This is a genomic window from Paenibacillus sp. J31P190, from assembly GCF_059692075.1.
The window spans coordinates 636,867-653,803 of record NZ_JCAUAS010000001.1 but is presented as its reverse complement, the minus strand read 5'-3'; the positions used below and the strand labels follow the sequence as shown (position 1 = coordinate 653,803).

The following is a 16,937-nucleotide window of genomic DNA, read 5'->3' as shown; positions in this document are numbered from 1 at the left end:
TAAGGAATTAGGATAGTCCTTCCATATTGGCTAGTCTGTACGCAAACTGTACAGTCCATAAAAAAGCAGTACAATTGAACATTTGAGACGCAGATACGAAATAAGCGAAGAAGAGGGGGATTCCTTGATGACTAATGGCAGAATGAATCCTAAGGTTGATGGATTTTTAAGTAAGGCTAAAAAGTGGAAGGAAGAATATGAGAAGTTGAGAAATATCGTTCTTGACTGTGAGCTGACCGAAGAATTTAAGTGGATGCATCCTTGTTACACGTTTCAGAATAAAAACATAGTTTTAATCCACGGATTTAAAGAATACTGTGCAGTTCTGTTTCACAAAGGTGCCTTGTTACAAGATGCCCGTGGTATTCTAATCCAACAAACGGAAAATGTACAGGCGGCGCGCCAGATTCGGTTCACCAATGTTCAAGAAATAGTTGCAATGGAATCCATCTTGAAAGACTATATTGACGAAGCCGTTGAAGTTGAGAAAGCCGGTTTGGAAGTGGATTTTAAAAAGAATACAGAATTTATAATTCCTGAAGAACTTCAAAATAAATTCGATGAAATCCCTGCCTTGAAAACTGCTTTTGAAGCATTGACGCCCGGACGGCAAAGAGCATACATTCTTTATTTCTCTGAACCCAAACAATCCAAAACTCGGGAGTCAAGGGTTGAAAAATATATGCAGCAAATTCTCAATGGAAAGGGATTAAATGATTAAAGTTTTGTACTGCCATTGATTAGCCTTTCGCAACGTAAGTTAATCCATAAGACAACCAGATGAAATGGTATACATTGACGGCTCCGTAGATCAAGACGGTGAGGGTCAAACAGGGCTGGACCCAAACCCTTTTTCGAATACGTGGGTAGATAGCCATTAGGATCAAAGGAAGTATTAGTTTAACAAAATAATATCCACTAATATGCCACTCATAAATGCTTCGGATAATTGGATTTAATTCCTCGATAAATGATAGATGAAGGCCAATATCAGTAAATAACGCGTCACTACAACATAAGAAAAGTAACCAAATAAGTGTTTTACTGATAAAAAATTGACGAACGACATCCATAGGCGTCCTCGCTTTCAACTGCAAGAATGAAGTGAAATGGATAGGGTTATATTCGGATGATACATAATGTAACTTTTGAAAGCAATAGGTCATGCGCAAATAAAAGCAAAAAGACTAAGTTGGTGAGAAGGTATATTTTAGTAGATTAGTCTCATGAATTAAACAGGTCCGGAGAATATAAATGAAACTCCTGTTTTTCCGGACCCTAAAAGTATTATGAGTTTTCTAATACATCCAACTTCTCTAACTCTTGGGTTTGTGGTTAGCGAAAAACATCAGTCCGAATGAGATTATGATTATGGCTCCTGCCCAGCACCATGCCAGGGTTTGATCACCAGATTCCACAGCAATATAGATGGCGGTAGGCAAAGTTTGGGTTTTGTGAGGGATGTTGCCTGCTATCATTAGTGTTGCACCGAATTCCCCCAGCCCTCGAGCAAAGCCAAGAATGTAAGCTGCCGTAACAGAGCGCCATGCCAAAGGTAAGGTGATATATCGTAGAACTTGCCACTCATTTGCTCCCGTTGATCTCCCTGCATCCTCCAAATCCTTATTGACCGAAGAAAATCCGGTTTTCATCGTTTGATAGACTAAAGGAAAAGCCACCACGATCGAAGCGATCACCGCAGCCCCCCATGTAAAGATGATCGATTGATTGAAGAAGCTTTCCATGAGGTACCCAATCCAACTTTTTTTACCCAGTAAGACCAGCAAGATAAAACCTACGACAGTCGGAGGCAGTACCAAAGGCAGAAGAAACGTAGTTTCTAACAATGTCTTTCCGCGAAAGCACCGCCGCGACATTCCCCAAGCTGCTAATCCACCAATCAAAAGAACAAAAATGCTGGATACGACGGCAACCTTTAACGAAAGGATGATAGGATAAGCAAACTCTGTCCAGTTAATCTGTTTCATCATCATTTCAGAATAGAGAATCCGTATTTTACAAACACCTCTTGGGCTTCTTTACTTTGGAGATATGAGTAAAAATCAGCGGTTTCTTTGTTATGTTTGGTAGCTTTGACAATGCCGGCAGGATATTCAATGGGTGTGTACGTTTTTGGATCAACACTAAAAGCTACTTTCACATTTTTTGAAGTCAACGCATCGGTCCTATAAACAAAACCGGCTTCAGCATTCCCAGACTCAACGTAGGTAAGTACTTGGCGTACATCCTTGCCCTGTACGATTTTGGCTTGAAGTGTATTCCAAAGCTTCGCGTTAGTCAATGCCTCTTTGGCATAGCTGCCAGCAGGAACGGTTTGCGGTTCTCCAACTGCTAAGTGCTTGATCGTTTCGTTTGTTAAATCTTCTGCTTTTTGTACAGCCACTTTGCCATCAGCGGGAACAACGAGAACTAATTCATTAATTAGCAAGCTTTTTTGCTGTGTTGGATCAATCAATTGCTTGTCGACTAGGGCTTTCATATTTTTAGTCGCTGCCGAAAAGAACAAATCTGCAGGAGCCCCTTGTTCGATTTGCTGTTGCAGAGCCCCTGAAGCTCCGAAGTTAAAGTTGAGTTTGATTTGTTTGTTTTTGTTCTCATAATTCGTTTGAATCTCTTTGAAGGCATCGGTTAAGCTTGCGGCTGCAGAAATCGTTAATTCTACTTTCTCAGTGGGAACTTGTGTTGAACTTGCAGCAGGTTGCTCCTTTGTGCTCGCACAACCAGTGATGATCATGGCAGTTATAACGAAACATAATAAAACATAACTAAACATTCTTGTTTTTAACATAATGTCCCCTCCAAGTTTAAGTTTATATCTATTTGAATATAAATAAAATAGTATAATTATTGATCATTATATAAAACCATATTTAATTAGTAAACAGTGGGATTGAAATACCCTATTTATCAGCTTATGATAGATGATAATATATCATCAGTTTTGGTGTAGGAGTAAATCTACTCTACTTTATGAAAAAACATGCCTTTGGAGGCTTACAATGACTGCTGACATTTCCTATACAACGGAAGAAATATCTAAACTTTTGAAAATCTCCAAACTAACCGTTTATGATCTAATTAAAAAAGGGGATCTGCCTTCCTATCGTGTCGGAAAGCAAATGCGTGTAGATGCATCGGATCTCGAAGCCTATAAAACACGTGCGAAAGGAGGCATGGCCTCTACTCCCAAAAAGGATCTGGCCGAACCTCCTACACAGCAGCAATCTTATGCTGCCTCATCTTCGAAACAATCTCTAGTTATAACGGGACAAGACGTTAGCTTGGACATTTTAGCCAAACATATCGAGAGACATGTATCCAATTACAGACCGCTTCGTTCTTACGTGGGAAGTCTGGATAGCTTAATATCGATGTATAAGGGTGAATCTGATATTGTCAGCACCCATTTACTGGATGGTGACACGGGTGAATATAACATTCCCTATATCCGAAAATTGCTGACGGGTTCTTCCTATCTTGTTATGAATCTCGTTTCTCGATCGGCTGGCTTATACGTTAAGCAAGGAAATCCTAAACAGATTTACGGCTGGGCTGATCTCAAGAAGCCTGGACTTCAATTGGTCAATCGTGAAAAAGGTTCCGGCGCACGTGTTCTTCTCGATGAGCAGCTCCGTCTTCATGGAATCCCACATCAGCGGCTAAGCGGTTATGAGCAGGAGGAATCGAATCACATGGGCGTAGCTGGTAAAGTCGCCACGGGTGAAGCGGATTTCGGAGTTGGGATTGAAAGAGCAGCCTATATGGTTGGCGGCGTTGAGTTCATTCCGCTTATTCAAGAACGGTATGACCTTGTCATGTTAAAGAAACCGGAGAATCTAGAATGGATTGAGAGAGTGAAGCAAGTCTTGCAATCCGAATCCTTCCATAATGAGCTTCGTCCTATCCAAGGTTATGACTTATCTCAGACAGGGCGCATTATATTCGAGACTTAACGATATTAGAACGATTGCATTTTAAACATGTCAATTCACTTATGGTCTAGTGAATTGGCATGTTTTTTTTATCGCTTTGGTGTCAGAGGAGGAGGAGGAATTCCGTCTAAGGACTGATTTTAATCCTAGGGATCTCATTTACAATAAATTCAAATGAGAAGAACGGTCATGGAAGAGTGGTGAGAATGCTGCATTATTTGCTTGGGATAGTGAGAAAACAGATCATATGGTGCAGTTGTATGCCCATATATGTGCGCTTGGGAGTACGAATGGGATGGTTCATTCGAACGGTTCTCATTCACAAGAAACGAATGCAAATGAGGAAGACGCGGGGGAAAATGCCAGTTTGAAGATCATCATGCAAACTCAACTCATCCATGAATATAAAAAGCTTACCTAATCGCAAGCGATTAGATAAGCTCCTTAGGTACAATTTAAAACACTTTCGTCGTCCAAGATTCACAGTTCCATGTTTCTGTTACGACATCGCGATAAAAGTCCGGTTCATGAGAAATCAGCAGGATGCTGCCTTTGTACGCCTGGAGAGCACGCTTCAGTTCATCCTTCGCATCAACATCCAAGTGGTTCGTCGGCTCATCGAGCACGAGTAAGTTCGTCTCGCGGTTGATCAGCTTGCAAAGCCTAACCTTAGCTTTCTCACCACCGCTGAGTACCACAACTTTACTCTCGATATGCTTGGTTGTGAGACCGCATTTGGCTAACGCCGCGCGTACTTCGAATTGTGAGAACGAGGGAAACTCATTCCACACTTCCTCAATACAGGTATTGTTATTGGAATCCTTGATCTCCTGTTGGAAGTAACCGATTTGGAGGTTATCTCCCTTTTGTACAGACCCGGATAGTGACTTGATTTCACCTAAAATACTGCGCAGCAACGTCGTTTTACCGATTCCGTTCGCCCCTACAAGCGCGATCTTCTGACCTCGTTCCATGCGAAGGTTGAGCGGTCTGGATAAAGGATCCTCGTAACCGATGACGAGATCGGTCGCTTCAAAAATCAGCTTACCAGCCGTTCTCCCCTCCTTGAAATTAAACTGAGGCTTCGGTTTTTCTCTGCCCAGCTCGATGACTTCCATCTTGTCCAGCTTCTTTTGCCGGGACATCGCCATATTCCGCGTCGCGACACTCGCTTTGTTACGGGCTACGAAGTCCTTCAACTCAGAGATTTCCTGCTGTTGACGCTTATACGCGGATTCAAGCTGCGACTTTCTCATTTCGTGAACCTGCTGGAAATGCTCGTAATCGCCAACATAGCGGTTTAAGGCTTGATTTTCCATGTGATAAATCAAGTTGATAACGCTGTTAAGGAATGGAATGTCATGTGAGATAAGAATGAAGGCATTCTCATACTCTTGCAGGTAGCGTTTCAACCATTCGATATGCTGTTCATCGAGATAGTTCGTCGGTTCATCGAGGAGCAGAATATCCGGCTTTTCGAGCAGAAGCTTCGCAAGCAATACCTTCGTCCGCTGCCCGCCGCTTAAATCATTGACGTCCTTATCCAGTCCAATATCCGTAAGGCCTAGTCCACGGGCGGTTTCTTCGATCTTGGCATCGATCATGTAGAAATCTTGATTCGTCAGTGTATCCTGAATCGTTCCAACATCTTCAAGCATTTGCTCAAGCTCTTCTGGCGTTACGTCGCCCATCTTGGCGTACATATCGTTCATTTCCTGTTCCATGTCGAACAGATATTGAAAGGCTCCCTTTAGGATGTCGCGGATCGAAAGTCCTTTGTTCAGTACAGCATGTTGATCAAGGTAACCAACGCGCATACGTTTGGACCATTCGACCTTGCCGTCATCCGGCTGGAGCTTACCTGTAATGATATTCATGAAGGTGGACTTCCCTTCACCGTTAGCGCCGATGAGTCCGATGTGCTCGCCCTTGAGCAGGCGGAAGGATACATCGTTGAAGATGGCGCGGTCTCCAAAGCCGTGACTTAGTCGTTCTACGTTTAATATGCTCATGAATGACACCTTTTCTTTTGATCTATTCTTTCTTTATTTCTATTTTATTATAAACGATAGGTAACGAACAACACCAAAAAAGACCATCCCAATTTAGAGCAGCTAGACATCGCTATATTTGTTGTTATGGTTACATATTCCTTCATAAGTTACCTTACATTGGGGAAAATAACATTGCCCTGTTTCATCTCCTCATTAGGGTGAGGCATTGACATACCTTCACTTTCAAATCGCTTACATATAATACAACTTCAAGATCAGGGAGATAGAAGACAATGACGACATCAACTTGCAAGTGTGGATCGACGATCCAACAAGAGGTGGTATTCCCCGTGAGTCCGAATCGCATCTACGAGGCATTGACCGATGCAACACTGTTTAGTGAGGTGATGGGAGGCTCTCCGACAGAAACGTCGACCGAATCCAGCGGCACCTTCTCCTGCTTCGGAGGGATGGTCGTAGGGAAGAATATAGAGCTAAGGCCAAATAAGCGAATTATTCAAGCATGGCGTATCAAGGATTGGGAAGAGGGCGTATATTCCCTGGTGAAGTTCGAGCTGGAGGAACAAGGGGAGGGAACTCGCTTAACCTTGAGCCATACAGGATTTCCTGAGGATCAAAGTGAACATTTGTCCAAGGGTTGGTATATCAACTACTGGGAACCGCTAAAACAATACTTCGCTTAACACAAAAACGTTATCCGTTCACTTGAACGATAACGTTTTTATTGTTAGGGCTGCTAATCCCTAATGACATAACCTTGTCCAAGTTCAATCTCTGTGAAACCCGCCATGTGGCGCGCTTGAAATCCGATAGGCTTGTTTCTGCCCATGATAAGGATATTTAGGATGTCGGCGGCACCCTCGGATGGCAGGGCAAACGATTTGATATACGCATATTCCTCGCTAAGCGTCGTATGAATGGCGTTTAGAAGCTGATCATTCTCGCTTTTGCCCATCAGATTCATGATGATAGACCCTTGGGAATCGAGTTTCTCCCTAGTCATCCTGAAAAACTCCCTGGATGTTAAATGCAGAGGAGTACCTTTTTCCGTGAAGGCGTCCAAAATAATATAATCGTAGGTCAGCGGTTCCTCACTCCCGAGAATCTGGCGTCCATCACCAACGACCACATTATCCTTGCGGTATCCAAAAAACCTCTTGCTTAACTCCACGATTTTATCATCAAGCTCCGCTACTTTAAATCGTTTCTCCGAATAATGCCCAGCAATCGTTCCAATTCCATGCCCAATGACAAATACATCTTCGAATGACGGGGTATTAAAATCCATTAAATGGATAATTGCCCGCGGGTATTCAAATAGGATTCTTTCCGGATTATTCAAATCCATCGCGCCTTGTATAGCTTGATTGGAAAACTCCAAGACTCGGAAGTTTCCTTTCTCGCCATATAGTTCCGGAGTGTCGTATACAGATATTTCGTGATTATTGCTGACCTCTTTAAACAGGACTTCCAAGTTATTAGCTCCTTCTAAAATTTGTTTGCAACTTAATTCTAGCATTAGTTCGGTATTTATTTATAAATGCTGACAGACTGTTGTCACAGTATGAATGTTATATTTTCTATATTAAAACTAGTAGGAGGAAATATACATGCATGCAGCAGTTACTGAAAAACTTATTTATGGCAAAAGAATAAGAACAAATAATCAACATACAGACAAAATACTTAGTCTATGGGAAGAGTTTCTTCGTTTAAATGTAAAAGGTGATATCTATGCTGTTTATAATAATTATTCAAGTGATTTTACAGGTGATTATGATTTGCATATTGGTTCTGAAGAGAAATTTATTGACGAAAGCAGTGTCCTAATTCTAGCAGGAAACTACCATGTTGTAGAAGTAGATAATACGGATCCACAAGGCGTTTTTCATGCATGGGTGGATATCTGGAAAAGTGATATTAGAAGAGCGTATAAAACTGATTTTGAATACTATTCTCAAGATGGCAGTATAAAGATATTTCTATCCATTTAATCATGAATAGGAAAGAGGGGGTGTCCCAAAAATGATAAATAAATTAGAGGGACAGCCTCTTCATGGATACATGCACCATTCAATCAATGGTAGGCTTCCACGAAGGGGAACCTAGAGACGTTATTTACGTAAAGTATGCTTTAATTCAAGCAAACGAGGAACGTAGCGACGCTATTCCGTTGTTTTTAGCTTCGGATAGCTCAAATCTCATCAAATAAGGGCCTCTCGTTCCACTAATTCAATGTTTAGCTCATTTCAGCCAATTTAGCGGCTTCTCGTTCCGTTAAGAATAACACTGACACCAAAAAGGGCCTCCCCCTATCGGCGGAAGGTCCTTATGGATACTTGTAACCACTTTTATCGATTGCGTTGTAACACTAAATATCCGCTAAAATTTGAAGTTTTTTTCTGGAACACGATTTTAAAACCAATGTCATGGTCTAATAAGCAGTTTAAGGCATTGATAAGCAGTCCATTGGGTACCAATGTAAATCTGCAGGGTTGAGCATTGCCAATAACACGAGCAGCAATAATCCTGCGTGCGGAACCTGGGCGAAGAGGGTTTCTTGTCCAACTGATCAATATTAGATCAGGTTGTAAAACAGCTTTTGCACGAGCCATTCCGATCACCTCGTTTCTATATTAGATTCTCTATATAAAATGCAAAGTAGATTTATAATGTGCTAAACAAAAGGCGGAGTAATGAACACTGGCATACATAACAAAAAAGGAGAGGCTGCCCTCTCCCTACGGATTGCGTTTGCTATTTATGATGTTTGCGCCTATATGGAAAATGCCGCCGAAGTCGTTAATCCTTATGTCACTCGTCGCCCATATTCGGCTTTACGATAGTCCTTCGGCACGATGCCTTTGCTTTCCCGAAAAATGCGGGAGAATGTCTTATAAGAACCGTACCCGACTTCCAAGGCAATCTCCGTCACGCTCATGTCGGTGGATACAAGCAGGCTGCATGCATGGCGAAGTCGAAGGTCGTGCAGGAAATGAACGAACGTTTGGCCGGTTGTTTGTTTAATGACCTCGCTGATGCGGGATACACTCATGGTGAACCGAGTCGCAAGATCAGATAATGCCAGATCCTCTTGATAGTTACGGTGGATGTAGTGAATGATTGGCCACACCGAAGGACTCGTTTTTGCCCCTGAGATCGGCGAGATGGCCGTAGCTTCAGCCTGTCCCGCTTGTTTCCAACGATAACGATCGAACCGAACAAGAATTTCCTTCAGTCTCGCTTTCAGCAGCGTCTGCCTGTAGCGTTCGTTCGCGTTGTACTCTTTGTACATATCTTCAATGAGAGCACTCATTTGCTGTTGATCTTGCCCGCTCAGCTGGACATAGCCCGGCAGGGTATTCGTATCATTAAACAGGCCGGACAAGCCTTGATCGTTCCCTGGTTCCATAAGCAGGTCCATACTGAACGAACAGTTGAATAGGACTAGATGCTCCCCCGGATCTGTGAAAATTTCATGCACCTGATAGGGCAGTACGAACGTAAAAGTGCCTGGTGTCATCGTATGTTTCACATTATTTATGGTTTCTGCTCCTCGGCCATTGACGACATAAGAGAACTCTAAGTAATCATGGCGATGTGCCCGAAAGCCACGGTCGAGCGTATTCCTGCTGAAGTGAAAAGGGAAGGACGACTCCATATTGGGGTATGTTTTTAGATAATCGGGAAAGTACGTCATAGTGAGGCTGATCTCCTTCGAAAAAATGGGACGTTTTCCGAAATAACGGTACGACTTCTTGCTGCACTTATTTTACCATAAAAGGAGATCGAACAGGATGTGCATATGAGGAGGAACGAACAGTGGGAAGCGTTAACAAAATTAGAGTAGGTATTATTGGAGCTGGAAATATTGGCGGGGTTCACATTCGTGAATTTTCAAAGCTAGCCAATTTATGTGAAATTACGGCGATTACGGATGCCTATCTGCCACTCGCAGAAGCACGAGCGCAGGAACACGGTATTCCTTACGTGCCGGCTACCCCTGAAGAACTTATACAAAGTGCGAATGTAGACGCTGTTATTATCGGCGTGCCTAATATGCACCATGCTTCGCTTGCCGTACAAGCGATTGAAGCAGGTAAGCATGTGCTGATTGAGAAGCCAATGGGTATTAATGCGGAAGCGGCCAAACAAATTTACAAGGCCAGTCAAGCATCAGATAAAGTCGTCATGATCGGTCACCAAATGCGCTGGGAATCCGTACCTCTTCAGATCAAGGAGCAGGTCGATGCCGGTGAGCTAGGCAAAATTTATACAGCGAAAACAGGTTGGTTCCGCCGCAAGGGTATTCCTGGTTGGGGCACCTGGTTTACGAAAATGGAGGAGTCAGGCGGGGGCCCGCTGATTGATATTGGCGTTCATATGCTGGATCTTGCCCTCTACTTGATGGGGAATCCGAAACCAGTGTCGGTATCAGGCGCTACGTATGCCGAATTCGGGCCTCGCCGCAAAGGAATTGGAACATGGGGTACGCCGAACTGGAACGGTACGTACGACGTCGAAGATTTGGCTACTGCTTTGATCCGCATGGAAGATGGCAGCACGCTGACGCTCGAAGTAAGCTGGGCCGTGCATATGGATACGGATAATACACCGTTCGTTCACCTGATGGGGACAGAAGGCGGAGCGAGCTATCGCGGAGCTAACGGTAAGCTGTTAACAGAGAAGTTTAACAAAGCGATCGAGACCGATCTGAAGAAACCGGATGATGATGAGGGTGAACGTCTGCGCCTCAGCCTCCATTTCCTAGATTGCATTCGTGAAGGCAAACAACCGATAACATCGGCACTCTCCGGCTATACGAACAATTTAATTCTCGATGCCATTTACGAATCTTCACGAACTGGGAATGAAGTGAAGTTGAACTGGAACGACTAACATCACACTTGGAGGGATGAACATGCTTAGAGGATTAACGGGGGCTGGACTTGGCAAGCTTGAAAGTAATGAACAATTCATAGAGTTAGCGGCAAAATATGGCTTCGAGGCCGTCGATATCGACGCGCTTGGTTTAGTAGAGAGCTACAGTGTAGATGGGGCACGTGAGCTGCTTAATAAACATGGCCTCGTCATTGGTTCCATCGGTTTGCCAGTTGAATGGCGAGGGACGGAAGAGACTTTCCGCGCAGACTTGCCGAAGCTGACACAAGCCGCCGCCGCCGCTGCTGCTCTTGGATGCACGAGCTGCTGCACGTACGTGTTACCTTCAACAGATTTGGGCGCTGCGCATTTCATGGCGTTAGCTACACGCAGACTGCGTACTTGTGCCCAAATCCTAGGGGCCTACGGCATCCGTCTTGGATTAGAGTTCGTTGGTCCGCATCATCTGCGTACCCGCTGGAAGCATCCGTTCATCTGGACGTTGGATGAGACGCTGGATTGGATCGATGCCATTGGCGAGAGCAATGTAGGCTTATTGTTCGACGCGTACCATTGGTACACGAACGGACTAACGGTGGCCGATATTGAGAAGCTTCGTGCTGAGCAGATCGTGCATGTCCACATCAACGACGCACCAGATGTTCCCGTGGAAGAAGTGCTGGATAATGGACGCTTGTATCCAGGCGAGGGTGTAATCGACTTGGCAGGCTTCCTGCAAGGGCTGCAGCGTATTGGTTATAAGGGGGCTATCTCTCAGGAAATATTGACGGCAACGCCGCCGACAGAATCCCCCGAGAGCTTAGTTCAACGTTCCAAAGCCGGCTTTGATAAAGTGTATGCGGCAGCTGGGATTTAATTTTATAACATAAAAGGTAATGGTTAAATAAGATGGGCTCGCCTTGAGTGAGGATGGCATAGACGTGATGAAGAAGCTTGCTGACGCAAGTGTTCACGGCCACCTTCAAGGCGTGCCCTTTCTCTTTTTATACCGCTAAAAATTATTCGACAAAGGTTCCTAAAATCCCACCCTACGGAATGACAACCTTTTTATCCATTTTCTTATAGTATTTTCTTGTCCATAGAACACAACACATCATGAATTTAAAGGAGATATCAAAGGGGAAATGGAACAAGAAGACTATATCGCAGAGGCAACCTTTCATGCTAATATTTCATACCTCATTCAAGCCCAAACGAAGAAGCAAGCCTTAGAACAGGTCGCATACGAATTAAACAAAACCAACATCCAGCTAAGTGAAATTACGCTTGAGAATGAATTAGGGGACCCCAACGTTTTTACGGTTCAAGAAGTTGAAAAAATGGATTGGTATGACGTGGATCATACAGAGTGCAGTAACCAGTTTAAGGTGTTTGGTTGTATGCAGCTGCTTATTAGCCTGCGGAAACAGAATGACACTACGAAAGATGTTGAACAAGCAACCTACCGTTTGTCTCAGTCACTTGTCTACGGTAAACCAGTTTTGACGATATCAGAAGGGTATAAGCACATATTTTTAACCGTTTCACAACATAAAATAGCGTGGAAAACCAAGCTTCAGGAGACAGAAAAGGAAACGGAAACAGTGCTTTTAAGTAAACTTGCCTAACAATAATTGAAAGAGAGGATACGATCATGCAAATCAAAAAGAAAAACGACATTGGTGAGATTTTGGACAATTTTTCATCGTTTGCCAAATGGGACGCCTCAGGAGAGAAACTATACCTTGTGTTTGCCGACAACAAACGCGGAGGGCAATGGACCTTGATGAACTACTCGGATGATCGTTTCAGCGTTCATGGACTTGGCCAAGACTATGTAGATGAGAAAGAATCGTTCTTTGAAGAACGTAACAGCGTTGTATCGTTCTTATGGGATAATCGTGCTGCACTCAAAGCAGCTGTCAAACCAACAACCTAGCTTTTGGTGGCTAGGATTAGGACAAGCAAGGAAGGCAAGGAACCTACCCGCTAGGTGCCGAGCCTTCTTTCTTTTTGTCCCGATACTGGCCGGGGGTTAACCCTTCTTGCTTGCGGAACGAACGGATGAAGTTTTGCGAATTGTTATAGCGCAGCTTGGAAGAGATATCCTTGATCGGCATATCGGTTTCGGACAGCCATTTCTTAGCCATGTTGAACCGGTAGGCCGACAAGTAGTCACTGAAGGAGCAGTTCGTTTCTTTGCGGAAAATACTGCTCAAATAATTCGCGTTATAATGCAGCCGGGAGGCGCACTCCTCAAGCGTCAGGTCGGTATCGTAATAGTGCTGCACGAGATCAATAATCTTCTCGGAAATGTTGTGGTACTGGGCATCCTGCCGGTCGCGGTAAATGCGAATCAGCGGGTGAATGACCTCTGTCCAGAACCAGTCCTCGATTTCGGCTGTCATATGCAAATTCAGGAGCTCCTCGAAGAGGGACCCTTTGTTCGGATGGATCTGATTCAAGCTGATTCCGGATTCCTGCATCACCATGAGCAGGTTGTTAAGCAATCGTGCCAGTGGAATTTGATATTCCTGCGGCGTCAGCGGAGCTGCAAATACGGCTTGCAGCAGCTGCTTCAGAAGCTCCTTGGACTTATCCTTTTCGGCTAGCTTGATCGCATCAATCAATTCATTTTCGATCGGCTTCGGATAGTTTAAATTCAAGTAGTGCTTCCCTGAGTTAATATTTTCATATTGAATGATGATGCCCTCACCCAGCTTGATGCGATGCTTCAAAGCCTCCAGACCTTCCCGATAGGCAATCGACATCTGCGAGAAAGCTTGAATCGGGAGACTCATCCCAATGCTGACGTGGAGATTAAGGAAGCTATAGATATGCTGCTGCATCTGCTCGGTTAGTGCATATACGGTATTGCGAAAAGCAGCTTCTTCGCTATCGGCACTTCCAATCAAGGTGACCACGGTCTGGTCAATAATGATGGGAGCGAGACGCTGCTGGGAAGGAATCAGCTCCTCGATCATATTGTGCACAGCGAAGAGCAGCAGCTCCATATCCCGTTTTTCGTAACGCGTATTGTCGATTGAATCGATCTGCATCGTGATTACAGACATCGTTTTCCACTCTTCAATGTGCTTGTTATAGCCGAACTGTGCCAATTTCTCCAGCAGCTCGCCCTGTTTGATATGCCCTTGAAAAGCCTTGATTAAGAAAAACGTCCGTACCTGGCCGATATGCTGGTGGACTTCTTTTTCCAGTTGGGACTTCGATTGGAACAAGGTATGGACATGCTCGCTGATCATCTGGAACTCGTTGGCCTTCCGCTTCTGATTCACAGTCACAAGCCCTCCGATTTGGTTCAAAAGAAGCTGGATCGGCGAATACATTTTGCGCGAACCTAGCCAAGCTAAGACCATGGAGAGGAGCAGCATCAGGACGCAAACATAGATCGTATAGGTTCCGATTTTACTTGATTCCTTTGTCAAACTGTCGATGGACGTTAAGGATAAATAGGTCCAGTTATTGAGATTTGAACGAAGGAAGCTGACGGAATAAGGTTTCTCGTTAATATCCACTGAGAATTGGCCCATTGGCGCCTCTAACTGCTTCAAATCTGTAAGGCCAGCTTCGGTGATGGATTTGCCGATTAGGCTTGCATCCGGATGCATGAGAATCCGATTCTGTTCATCCATAATCAGGATGTCATCCAGATTCTCGGTATCATTTTTAATCAGATCCTGCAGGCTGCAGGCAGGGATGTTAGCCAGAGCCAAGCCGTATTTCTCCAGACCGGTGGTGGGCAGCTTTTTAACTAGAGAAATACTGTAGTCACAGGTAACGCTCCGTGCATTTTCTTCCGTAAAAAACCACTTAGAGGGATTAAGCGTCCAGACGCTGTTCTCCTGCATGTTCATCAGGGTCATAAGCTTATCGTGATAAAGGTAGCTGTCATAGCGGTACAAGCCCGAATTCTTAATCATCCAGTTTTCCCTGGCATTGATCAAGATGACATCTTCCAGCTTAGTATCAAAAGATTGCATATAGCGAATTTCGCTGCGCAGGTCATCATACATCATGAAATCGTTTACAGTTAGGGGCATATCCATCGCCTTTTTGAGCACGGTAGAGTTGATGACCTGATTAAGTGTATGGTTGACAGTCGTTAATTTCTGCTCTACATTGGAGTTGATTTGGGTGATCAGCTGCATTTTACCTTCGCTGACATTCTTTTGAATTTCGCTCGACGAGGTGACGAAGGCGAAAGCGCCGATGAAGATAACCGGCAGCGTGCTGAGCAGGAACCCGAATATGGTCATTTTGCTAAGGAAACTTAAAGAGCGCATCGCATCCAACACCTATCTATCTTGAGGATGATCATTAGGGCTATCTATGTATTGTAGTCAAGACTTGTGTGAAGAGCAATAATCATCTGAGTGACGGATAATCATTATCTCTGATTTTGACTATAAAAACACAGCTGCTATAAGGGAGGATCTCTCATGAGAACAAGTTTATATGGCAAGGGTTTCAAGCTTTTTGGTCTCCTTTTGATAGGACTGCTGATGGTTGCTTTGATCAGTGCTTGTCAGATAAGCAGCTCGAAAAAGACAGATGATACGAACGGCAATCGTCCTGTTATATCGATCATGGCGCCGCTGCATTTTCCGCATCCGCCTATCCCTGAATTGGTTCAGGAAATCGAGAATCGCACTCAAACGAAGCTTGATCTGAACTGGGTTCCAGACGGCATATATACCGATAAAATGAACACCGCGCTCACCACAAACTCATTGAAAAAAGCAACCTATGTGAAATATACGGACTACATGCTGATGAAAAATTCGATCCGTTCCGGGGCATTCTGGGATATCGGACCTTACTTGGCGGCGTATCCCAATCTGAAACAGCTGAACAAGGAGATTTTGGGGCAGGCAGCTGTCGATGGCAAAATCTATGGCTTGTATACCGAGCGACCCTCCTCTCGGCAGGGCATTATTATTCGTGAGGATTGGCTGAACAATCTGAAGCTGGCAAAGCCGACGAATCTGGATGAGCTGTATCAGGTATTGAAAGCTTTCACGTTCGGTGATCCTGACCTGAATGGGAAAGCAGACACCATCGGTCTGACCGACCGGAATGATTTGGTTTTTGGCGCGTTCAAAACGATCAGTTCTTATTTCGGTACTCCGAATAACTGGGGTACGGATGGCGGTGGGAAGCTAGTGCCTGAGTTCGAAACCCAGGCCTACGTAGACACAATGAACTATATGAAGAAACTATATGACGAGAAGCTGATCAATGCCGATTTCGCAGTCACCAGTAAGGAAGTTCAGCGCGATAAATTCATTCGCGGCATTGCGGGCGTCTATATTGGCAGCATGCAGGACGTGCAGCGTCTTTCGGATGAAGCTCAGCTCATGAACCCGAAGGCGAAGCTCACGCTCGTGAACCATATCGAAGGCCCATTGGGTTTTCGGGTTTGGTCGATCCCTAATTATAGTGCGCTCTATCTTTTTGCGAAAAAGGCAATACGAACCGAGGCGGAACTGAAGCAGATGCTGCAATTTTTTGATAGGTCGATGGATAAAGATGTCGCTAACTTGATGAAATATGGGTTAGAAGGGCGTCATTTCACAACCAAAGGGGATCAAGTTCTGCTGACGGAAGAGACGTCCAAGATCCGTGTGAATGAAGTGAACGCGCTGTATGCCCTCATGATTGCCGATCTGAACAATCCGAAGGTCATGCGCGTCTCGGAGAGCGAGTCTTTGTCGCAGCTTGCAGATCGGTTGAGCCTGGACAACGAGAAAAACGTCGTCAAAGACCCGACCGTTGGACTGGAGTCGAAGACCTACGACGAGCGAGGCGTCGAATTGTACAAAATTGTATCTGACGCTACGTACAATTATATCCTGGGGAAACTGGACAAAGCCGCATTCCAGCAAGAGATTGAGCGCTGGAAGCGGAATGGCGGCGGCCAGATGATAAGAGAGTACAACGAGGCTTATGGTAAGCGAGGTTGAGGTTGGGGACGGGGAATGGACAAGGGGAAGGACACGGGAAAGGACAAGGGAAAGGACAAGGGAAAGGGAGGAAGGTAAGGTAAGGTAAGGTAAGGTAAGGTAAG

Annotated in this window: 18 protein-coding genes; 10 read left to right on the top strand and 8 right to left on the bottom strand. The window is 44.5% G+C overall.

The genetic code is table 11. From position 1 onward, the window contains the following. The first annotated feature begins 127 nt into the window (after positions 1–127). Positions 128–721 carry a YdeI/OmpD-associated family protein gene (locus AC58U0_RS02730; RefSeq protein ID WP_497377517.1) on the top strand — a complete coding sequence of 198 codons (594 nt, stop codon included), beginning with the start codon at positions 128–130 and terminating at the stop codon, positions 719–721. Between the two features lie 19 nt (positions 722–740). Here the strand turns inward: AC58U0_RS02730 and AC58U0_RS02725 are convergent, their stop codons facing one another. The 3 genes from AC58U0_RS02725 to modA form a co-directional block, all read right to left on the bottom strand. Next, entirely contained in the window at positions 741–1,073 is a 333-nt protein-coding gene (locus AC58U0_RS02725) for a DUF5658 family protein (protein ID WP_497377515.1), read from the bottom strand. 243 nt (positions 1,074–1,316) lie between these two features. Continuing rightward, positions 1,317–1,988, bottom strand: coding sequence for a molybdate ABC transporter permease subunit (modB, locus tag AC58U0_RS02720; RefSeq protein ID WP_497377679.1), 672 nt, complete (start codon positions 1,986–1,988; stop codon positions 1,317–1,319). Between the two features lie 2 nt (positions 1,989–1,990). Beyond that, complete coding sequence (gene modA / locus AC58U0_RS02715; protein WP_497377514.1) at positions 1,991–2,809, bottom strand: molybdate ABC transporter substrate-binding protein; 819 nt, start codon at positions 2,807–2,809, stop codon at positions 1,991–1,993. Positions 2,810–3,020: 211 nt separating this feature from the next. Here modA and AC58U0_RS02710 point away from each other — a divergent pair, with 211 nt between their 5' ends. Together AC58U0_RS02710 and AC58U0_RS02705 are read left to right on the top strand one after the other, a co-directional pair. Then, positions 3,021–3,974: a substrate-binding domain-containing protein gene (locus tag AC58U0_RS02710; RefSeq protein ID WP_497377513.1), complete on the top strand. Its 954-nt coding sequence runs from the start codon at positions 3,021–3,023 to the stop codon at positions 3,972–3,974. 274 nt (positions 3,975–4,248) lie between these two features. Then, the gene (locus AC58U0_RS02705) at positions 4,249–4,374 is read left to right on the top strand and encodes a hypothetical protein (RefSeq protein WP_497377512.1); all 126 of its coding nucleotides are present in this window, start codon (positions 4,249–4,251) and stop codon (positions 4,372–4,374) included. 34 nt (positions 4,375–4,408) lie between these two features. On the opposite strand, the gene AC58U0_RS02700 is transcribed toward AC58U0_RS02705, so the two are convergent. Beyond that, entirely contained in the window at positions 4,409–5,965 is a 1,557-nt protein-coding gene (locus AC58U0_RS02700) for an ABC-F family ATP-binding cassette domain-containing protein (protein WP_029195725.1), read from the bottom strand. A gap of 275 nt (positions 5,966–6,240) precedes the next feature. Between AC58U0_RS02700 and AC58U0_RS02695 the strand changes: the two genes are divergently transcribed. After that, the gene (locus tag AC58U0_RS02695) at positions 6,241–6,651 is read left to right on the top strand and encodes an SRPBCC family protein (RefSeq protein WP_497377510.1); all 411 of its coding nucleotides are present in this window, start codon (positions 6,241–6,243) and stop codon (positions 6,649–6,651) included. Positions 6,652–6,704: 53 nt separating this feature from the next. Here the strand turns inward: AC58U0_RS02695 and AC58U0_RS02690 are convergent, their stop codons facing one another. Beyond that, on the bottom strand, positions 6,705–7,487 hold the full coding sequence (locus AC58U0_RS02690) for a spermidine synthase (RefSeq protein ID WP_497377508.1): 783 nt from the start codon (positions 7,485–7,487) through the stop codon (positions 6,705–6,707). A gap of 91 nt (positions 7,488–7,578) precedes the next feature. On the opposite strand from AC58U0_RS02690, the gene AC58U0_RS02685 reads away from it, so the two are divergent. Then, positions 7,579–7,962, top strand: coding sequence for a GyrI-like domain-containing protein (locus AC58U0_RS02685; RefSeq protein ID WP_497377506.1), 384 nt, complete (start codon positions 7,579–7,581; stop codon positions 7,960–7,962). 357 nt (positions 7,963–8,319) lie between these two features. Here AC58U0_RS02685 and AC58U0_RS02680 read toward each other — a convergent pair whose 3' ends face one another. Both AC58U0_RS02680 and AC58U0_RS02675 read right to left on the bottom strand, forming a co-directional pair. Further along, complete coding sequence (locus tag AC58U0_RS02680; RefSeq protein WP_497377505.1) at positions 8,320–8,583, bottom strand: hypothetical protein; 264 nt, start codon at positions 8,581–8,583, stop codon at positions 8,320–8,322. A 194-nt stretch (positions 8,584–8,777) separates the two neighbouring features. Continuing rightward, a complete protein-coding gene (locus tag AC58U0_RS02675; RefSeq protein WP_497377504.1) occupies positions 8,778–9,668 on the bottom strand; it encodes a helix-turn-helix domain-containing protein in 891 nt (296 codons plus the stop codon). A gap of 122 nt (positions 9,669–9,790) precedes the next feature. Between AC58U0_RS02675 and AC58U0_RS02670 the strand changes: the two genes are divergently transcribed. From AC58U0_RS02670 to AC58U0_RS02655, 4 genes are all read left to right on the top strand, one after another. Continuing rightward, complete coding sequence (locus tag AC58U0_RS02670) at positions 9,791–10,867, top strand: Gfo/Idh/MocA family protein (protein WP_497377503.1); 1,077 nt, start codon at positions 9,791–9,793, stop codon at positions 10,865–10,867. 22 nt (positions 10,868–10,889) lie between these two features. Next, positions 10,890–11,726 carry a sugar phosphate isomerase/epimerase family protein gene (locus tag AC58U0_RS02665; protein WP_497377502.1) on the top strand — a complete coding sequence of 279 codons (837 nt, stop codon included), beginning with the start codon at positions 10,890–10,892 and terminating at the stop codon, positions 11,724–11,726. Between the two features lie 268 nt (positions 11,727–11,994). Continuing rightward, positions 11,995–12,477 (top strand): hypothetical protein, encoded by a 483-nt coding sequence (locus AC58U0_RS02660; protein WP_497377501.1) that lies wholly within the window; start codon positions 11,995–11,997, stop codon positions 12,475–12,477. Between the two features lie 26 nt (positions 12,478–12,503). Continuing rightward, positions 12,504–12,788 carry a hypothetical protein gene (locus AC58U0_RS02655; RefSeq protein WP_057303996.1) on the top strand — a complete coding sequence of 95 codons (285 nt, stop codon included), beginning with the start codon at positions 12,504–12,506 and terminating at the stop codon, positions 12,786–12,788. Between the two features lie 43 nt (positions 12,789–12,831). Here the strand turns inward: AC58U0_RS02655 and AC58U0_RS02650 are convergent, their stop codons facing one another. After that, positions 12,832–15,153 carry a helix-turn-helix domain-containing protein gene (locus AC58U0_RS02650; protein WP_497377500.1) on the bottom strand — a complete coding sequence of 774 codons (2,322 nt, stop codon included), beginning with the start codon at positions 15,151–15,153 and terminating at the stop codon, positions 12,832–12,834. A gap of 156 nt (positions 15,154–15,309) precedes the next feature. Between AC58U0_RS02650 and AC58U0_RS02645 the strand changes: the two genes are divergently transcribed. Beyond that, positions 15,310–16,833, top strand: a complete 1,524-nt coding sequence (locus tag AC58U0_RS02645) for an extracellular solute-binding protein (protein WP_497377499.1) — start codon at positions 15,310–15,312, stop codon at positions 16,831–16,833. The last annotated feature ends 104 nt before the right edge of the window (positions 16,834–16,937 follow it).

Bases quoted from the DNA above. Each gene is read 5' to 3' on its own strand.
- AC58U0_RS02730 (WP_497377517.1), top strand. From the start codon at position 128: ATGACTAATGGCAGAATGAATCCTAAGGTTGATGGATTTTTAAGTAAG.
- AC58U0_RS02725 (WP_497377515.1), bottom strand. From the start codon at position 1,073: ATGGATGTCGTTCGTCAATTTTTTATCAGTAAAACACTTATTTGGTTA.
- modB (WP_497377679.1), bottom strand. From the start codon at position 1,988: ATGAAACAGATTAACTGGACAGAGTTTGCTTATCCTATCATCCTTTCG.
- modA (WP_497377514.1), bottom strand. From the start codon at position 2,809: ATGTTAAAAACAAGAATGTTTAGTTATGTTTTATTATGTTTCGTTATA.
- AC58U0_RS02710 (WP_497377513.1), top strand. From the start codon at position 3,021: ATGACTGCTGACATTTCCTATACAACGGAAGAAATATCTAAACTTTTG.
- AC58U0_RS02705 (WP_497377512.1), top strand. From the start codon at position 4,249: ATGGTTCATTCGAACGGTTCTCATTCACAAGAAACGAATGCAAATGAG.
- AC58U0_RS02700 (WP_029195725.1), bottom strand. From the start codon at position 5,965: ATGAGCATATTAAACGTAGAACGACTAAGTCACGGCTTTGGAGACCGC.
- AC58U0_RS02695 (WP_497377510.1), top strand. From the start codon at position 6,241: ATGACGACATCAACTTGCAAGTGTGGATCGACGATCCAACAAGAGGTG.
- AC58U0_RS02690 (WP_497377508.1), bottom strand. From the start codon at position 7,487: ATGCTAGAATTAAGTTGCAAACAAATTTTAGAAGGAGCTAATAACTTG.
- AC58U0_RS02685 (WP_497377506.1), top strand. From the start codon at position 7,579: ATGCATGCAGCAGTTACTGAAAAACTTATTTATGGCAAAAGAATAAGA.
- AC58U0_RS02680 (WP_497377505.1), bottom strand. From the start codon at position 8,583: ATGGCTCGTGCAAAAGCTGTTTTACAACCTGATCTAATATTGATCAGT.
- AC58U0_RS02675 (WP_497377504.1), bottom strand. From the start codon at position 9,668: ATGACGTACTTTCCCGATTATCTAAAAACATACCCCAATATGGAGTCG.
- AC58U0_RS02665 (WP_497377502.1), top strand. From the start codon at position 10,890: ATGCTTAGAGGATTAACGGGGGCTGGACTTGGCAAGCTTGAAAGTAAT.
- AC58U0_RS02660 (WP_497377501.1), top strand. From the start codon at position 11,995: ATGGAACAAGAAGACTATATCGCAGAGGCAACCTTTCATGCTAATATT.
- AC58U0_RS02655 (WP_057303996.1), top strand. From the start codon at position 12,504: ATGCAAATCAAAAAGAAAAACGACATTGGTGAGATTTTGGACAATTTT.
- AC58U0_RS02650 (WP_497377500.1), bottom strand. From the start codon at position 15,153: ATGCGCTCTTTAAGTTTCCTTAGCAAAATGACCATATTCGGGTTCCTG.
- AC58U0_RS02645 (WP_497377499.1), top strand. From the start codon at position 15,310: ATGAGAACAAGTTTATATGGCAAGGGTTTCAAGCTTTTTGGTCTCCTT.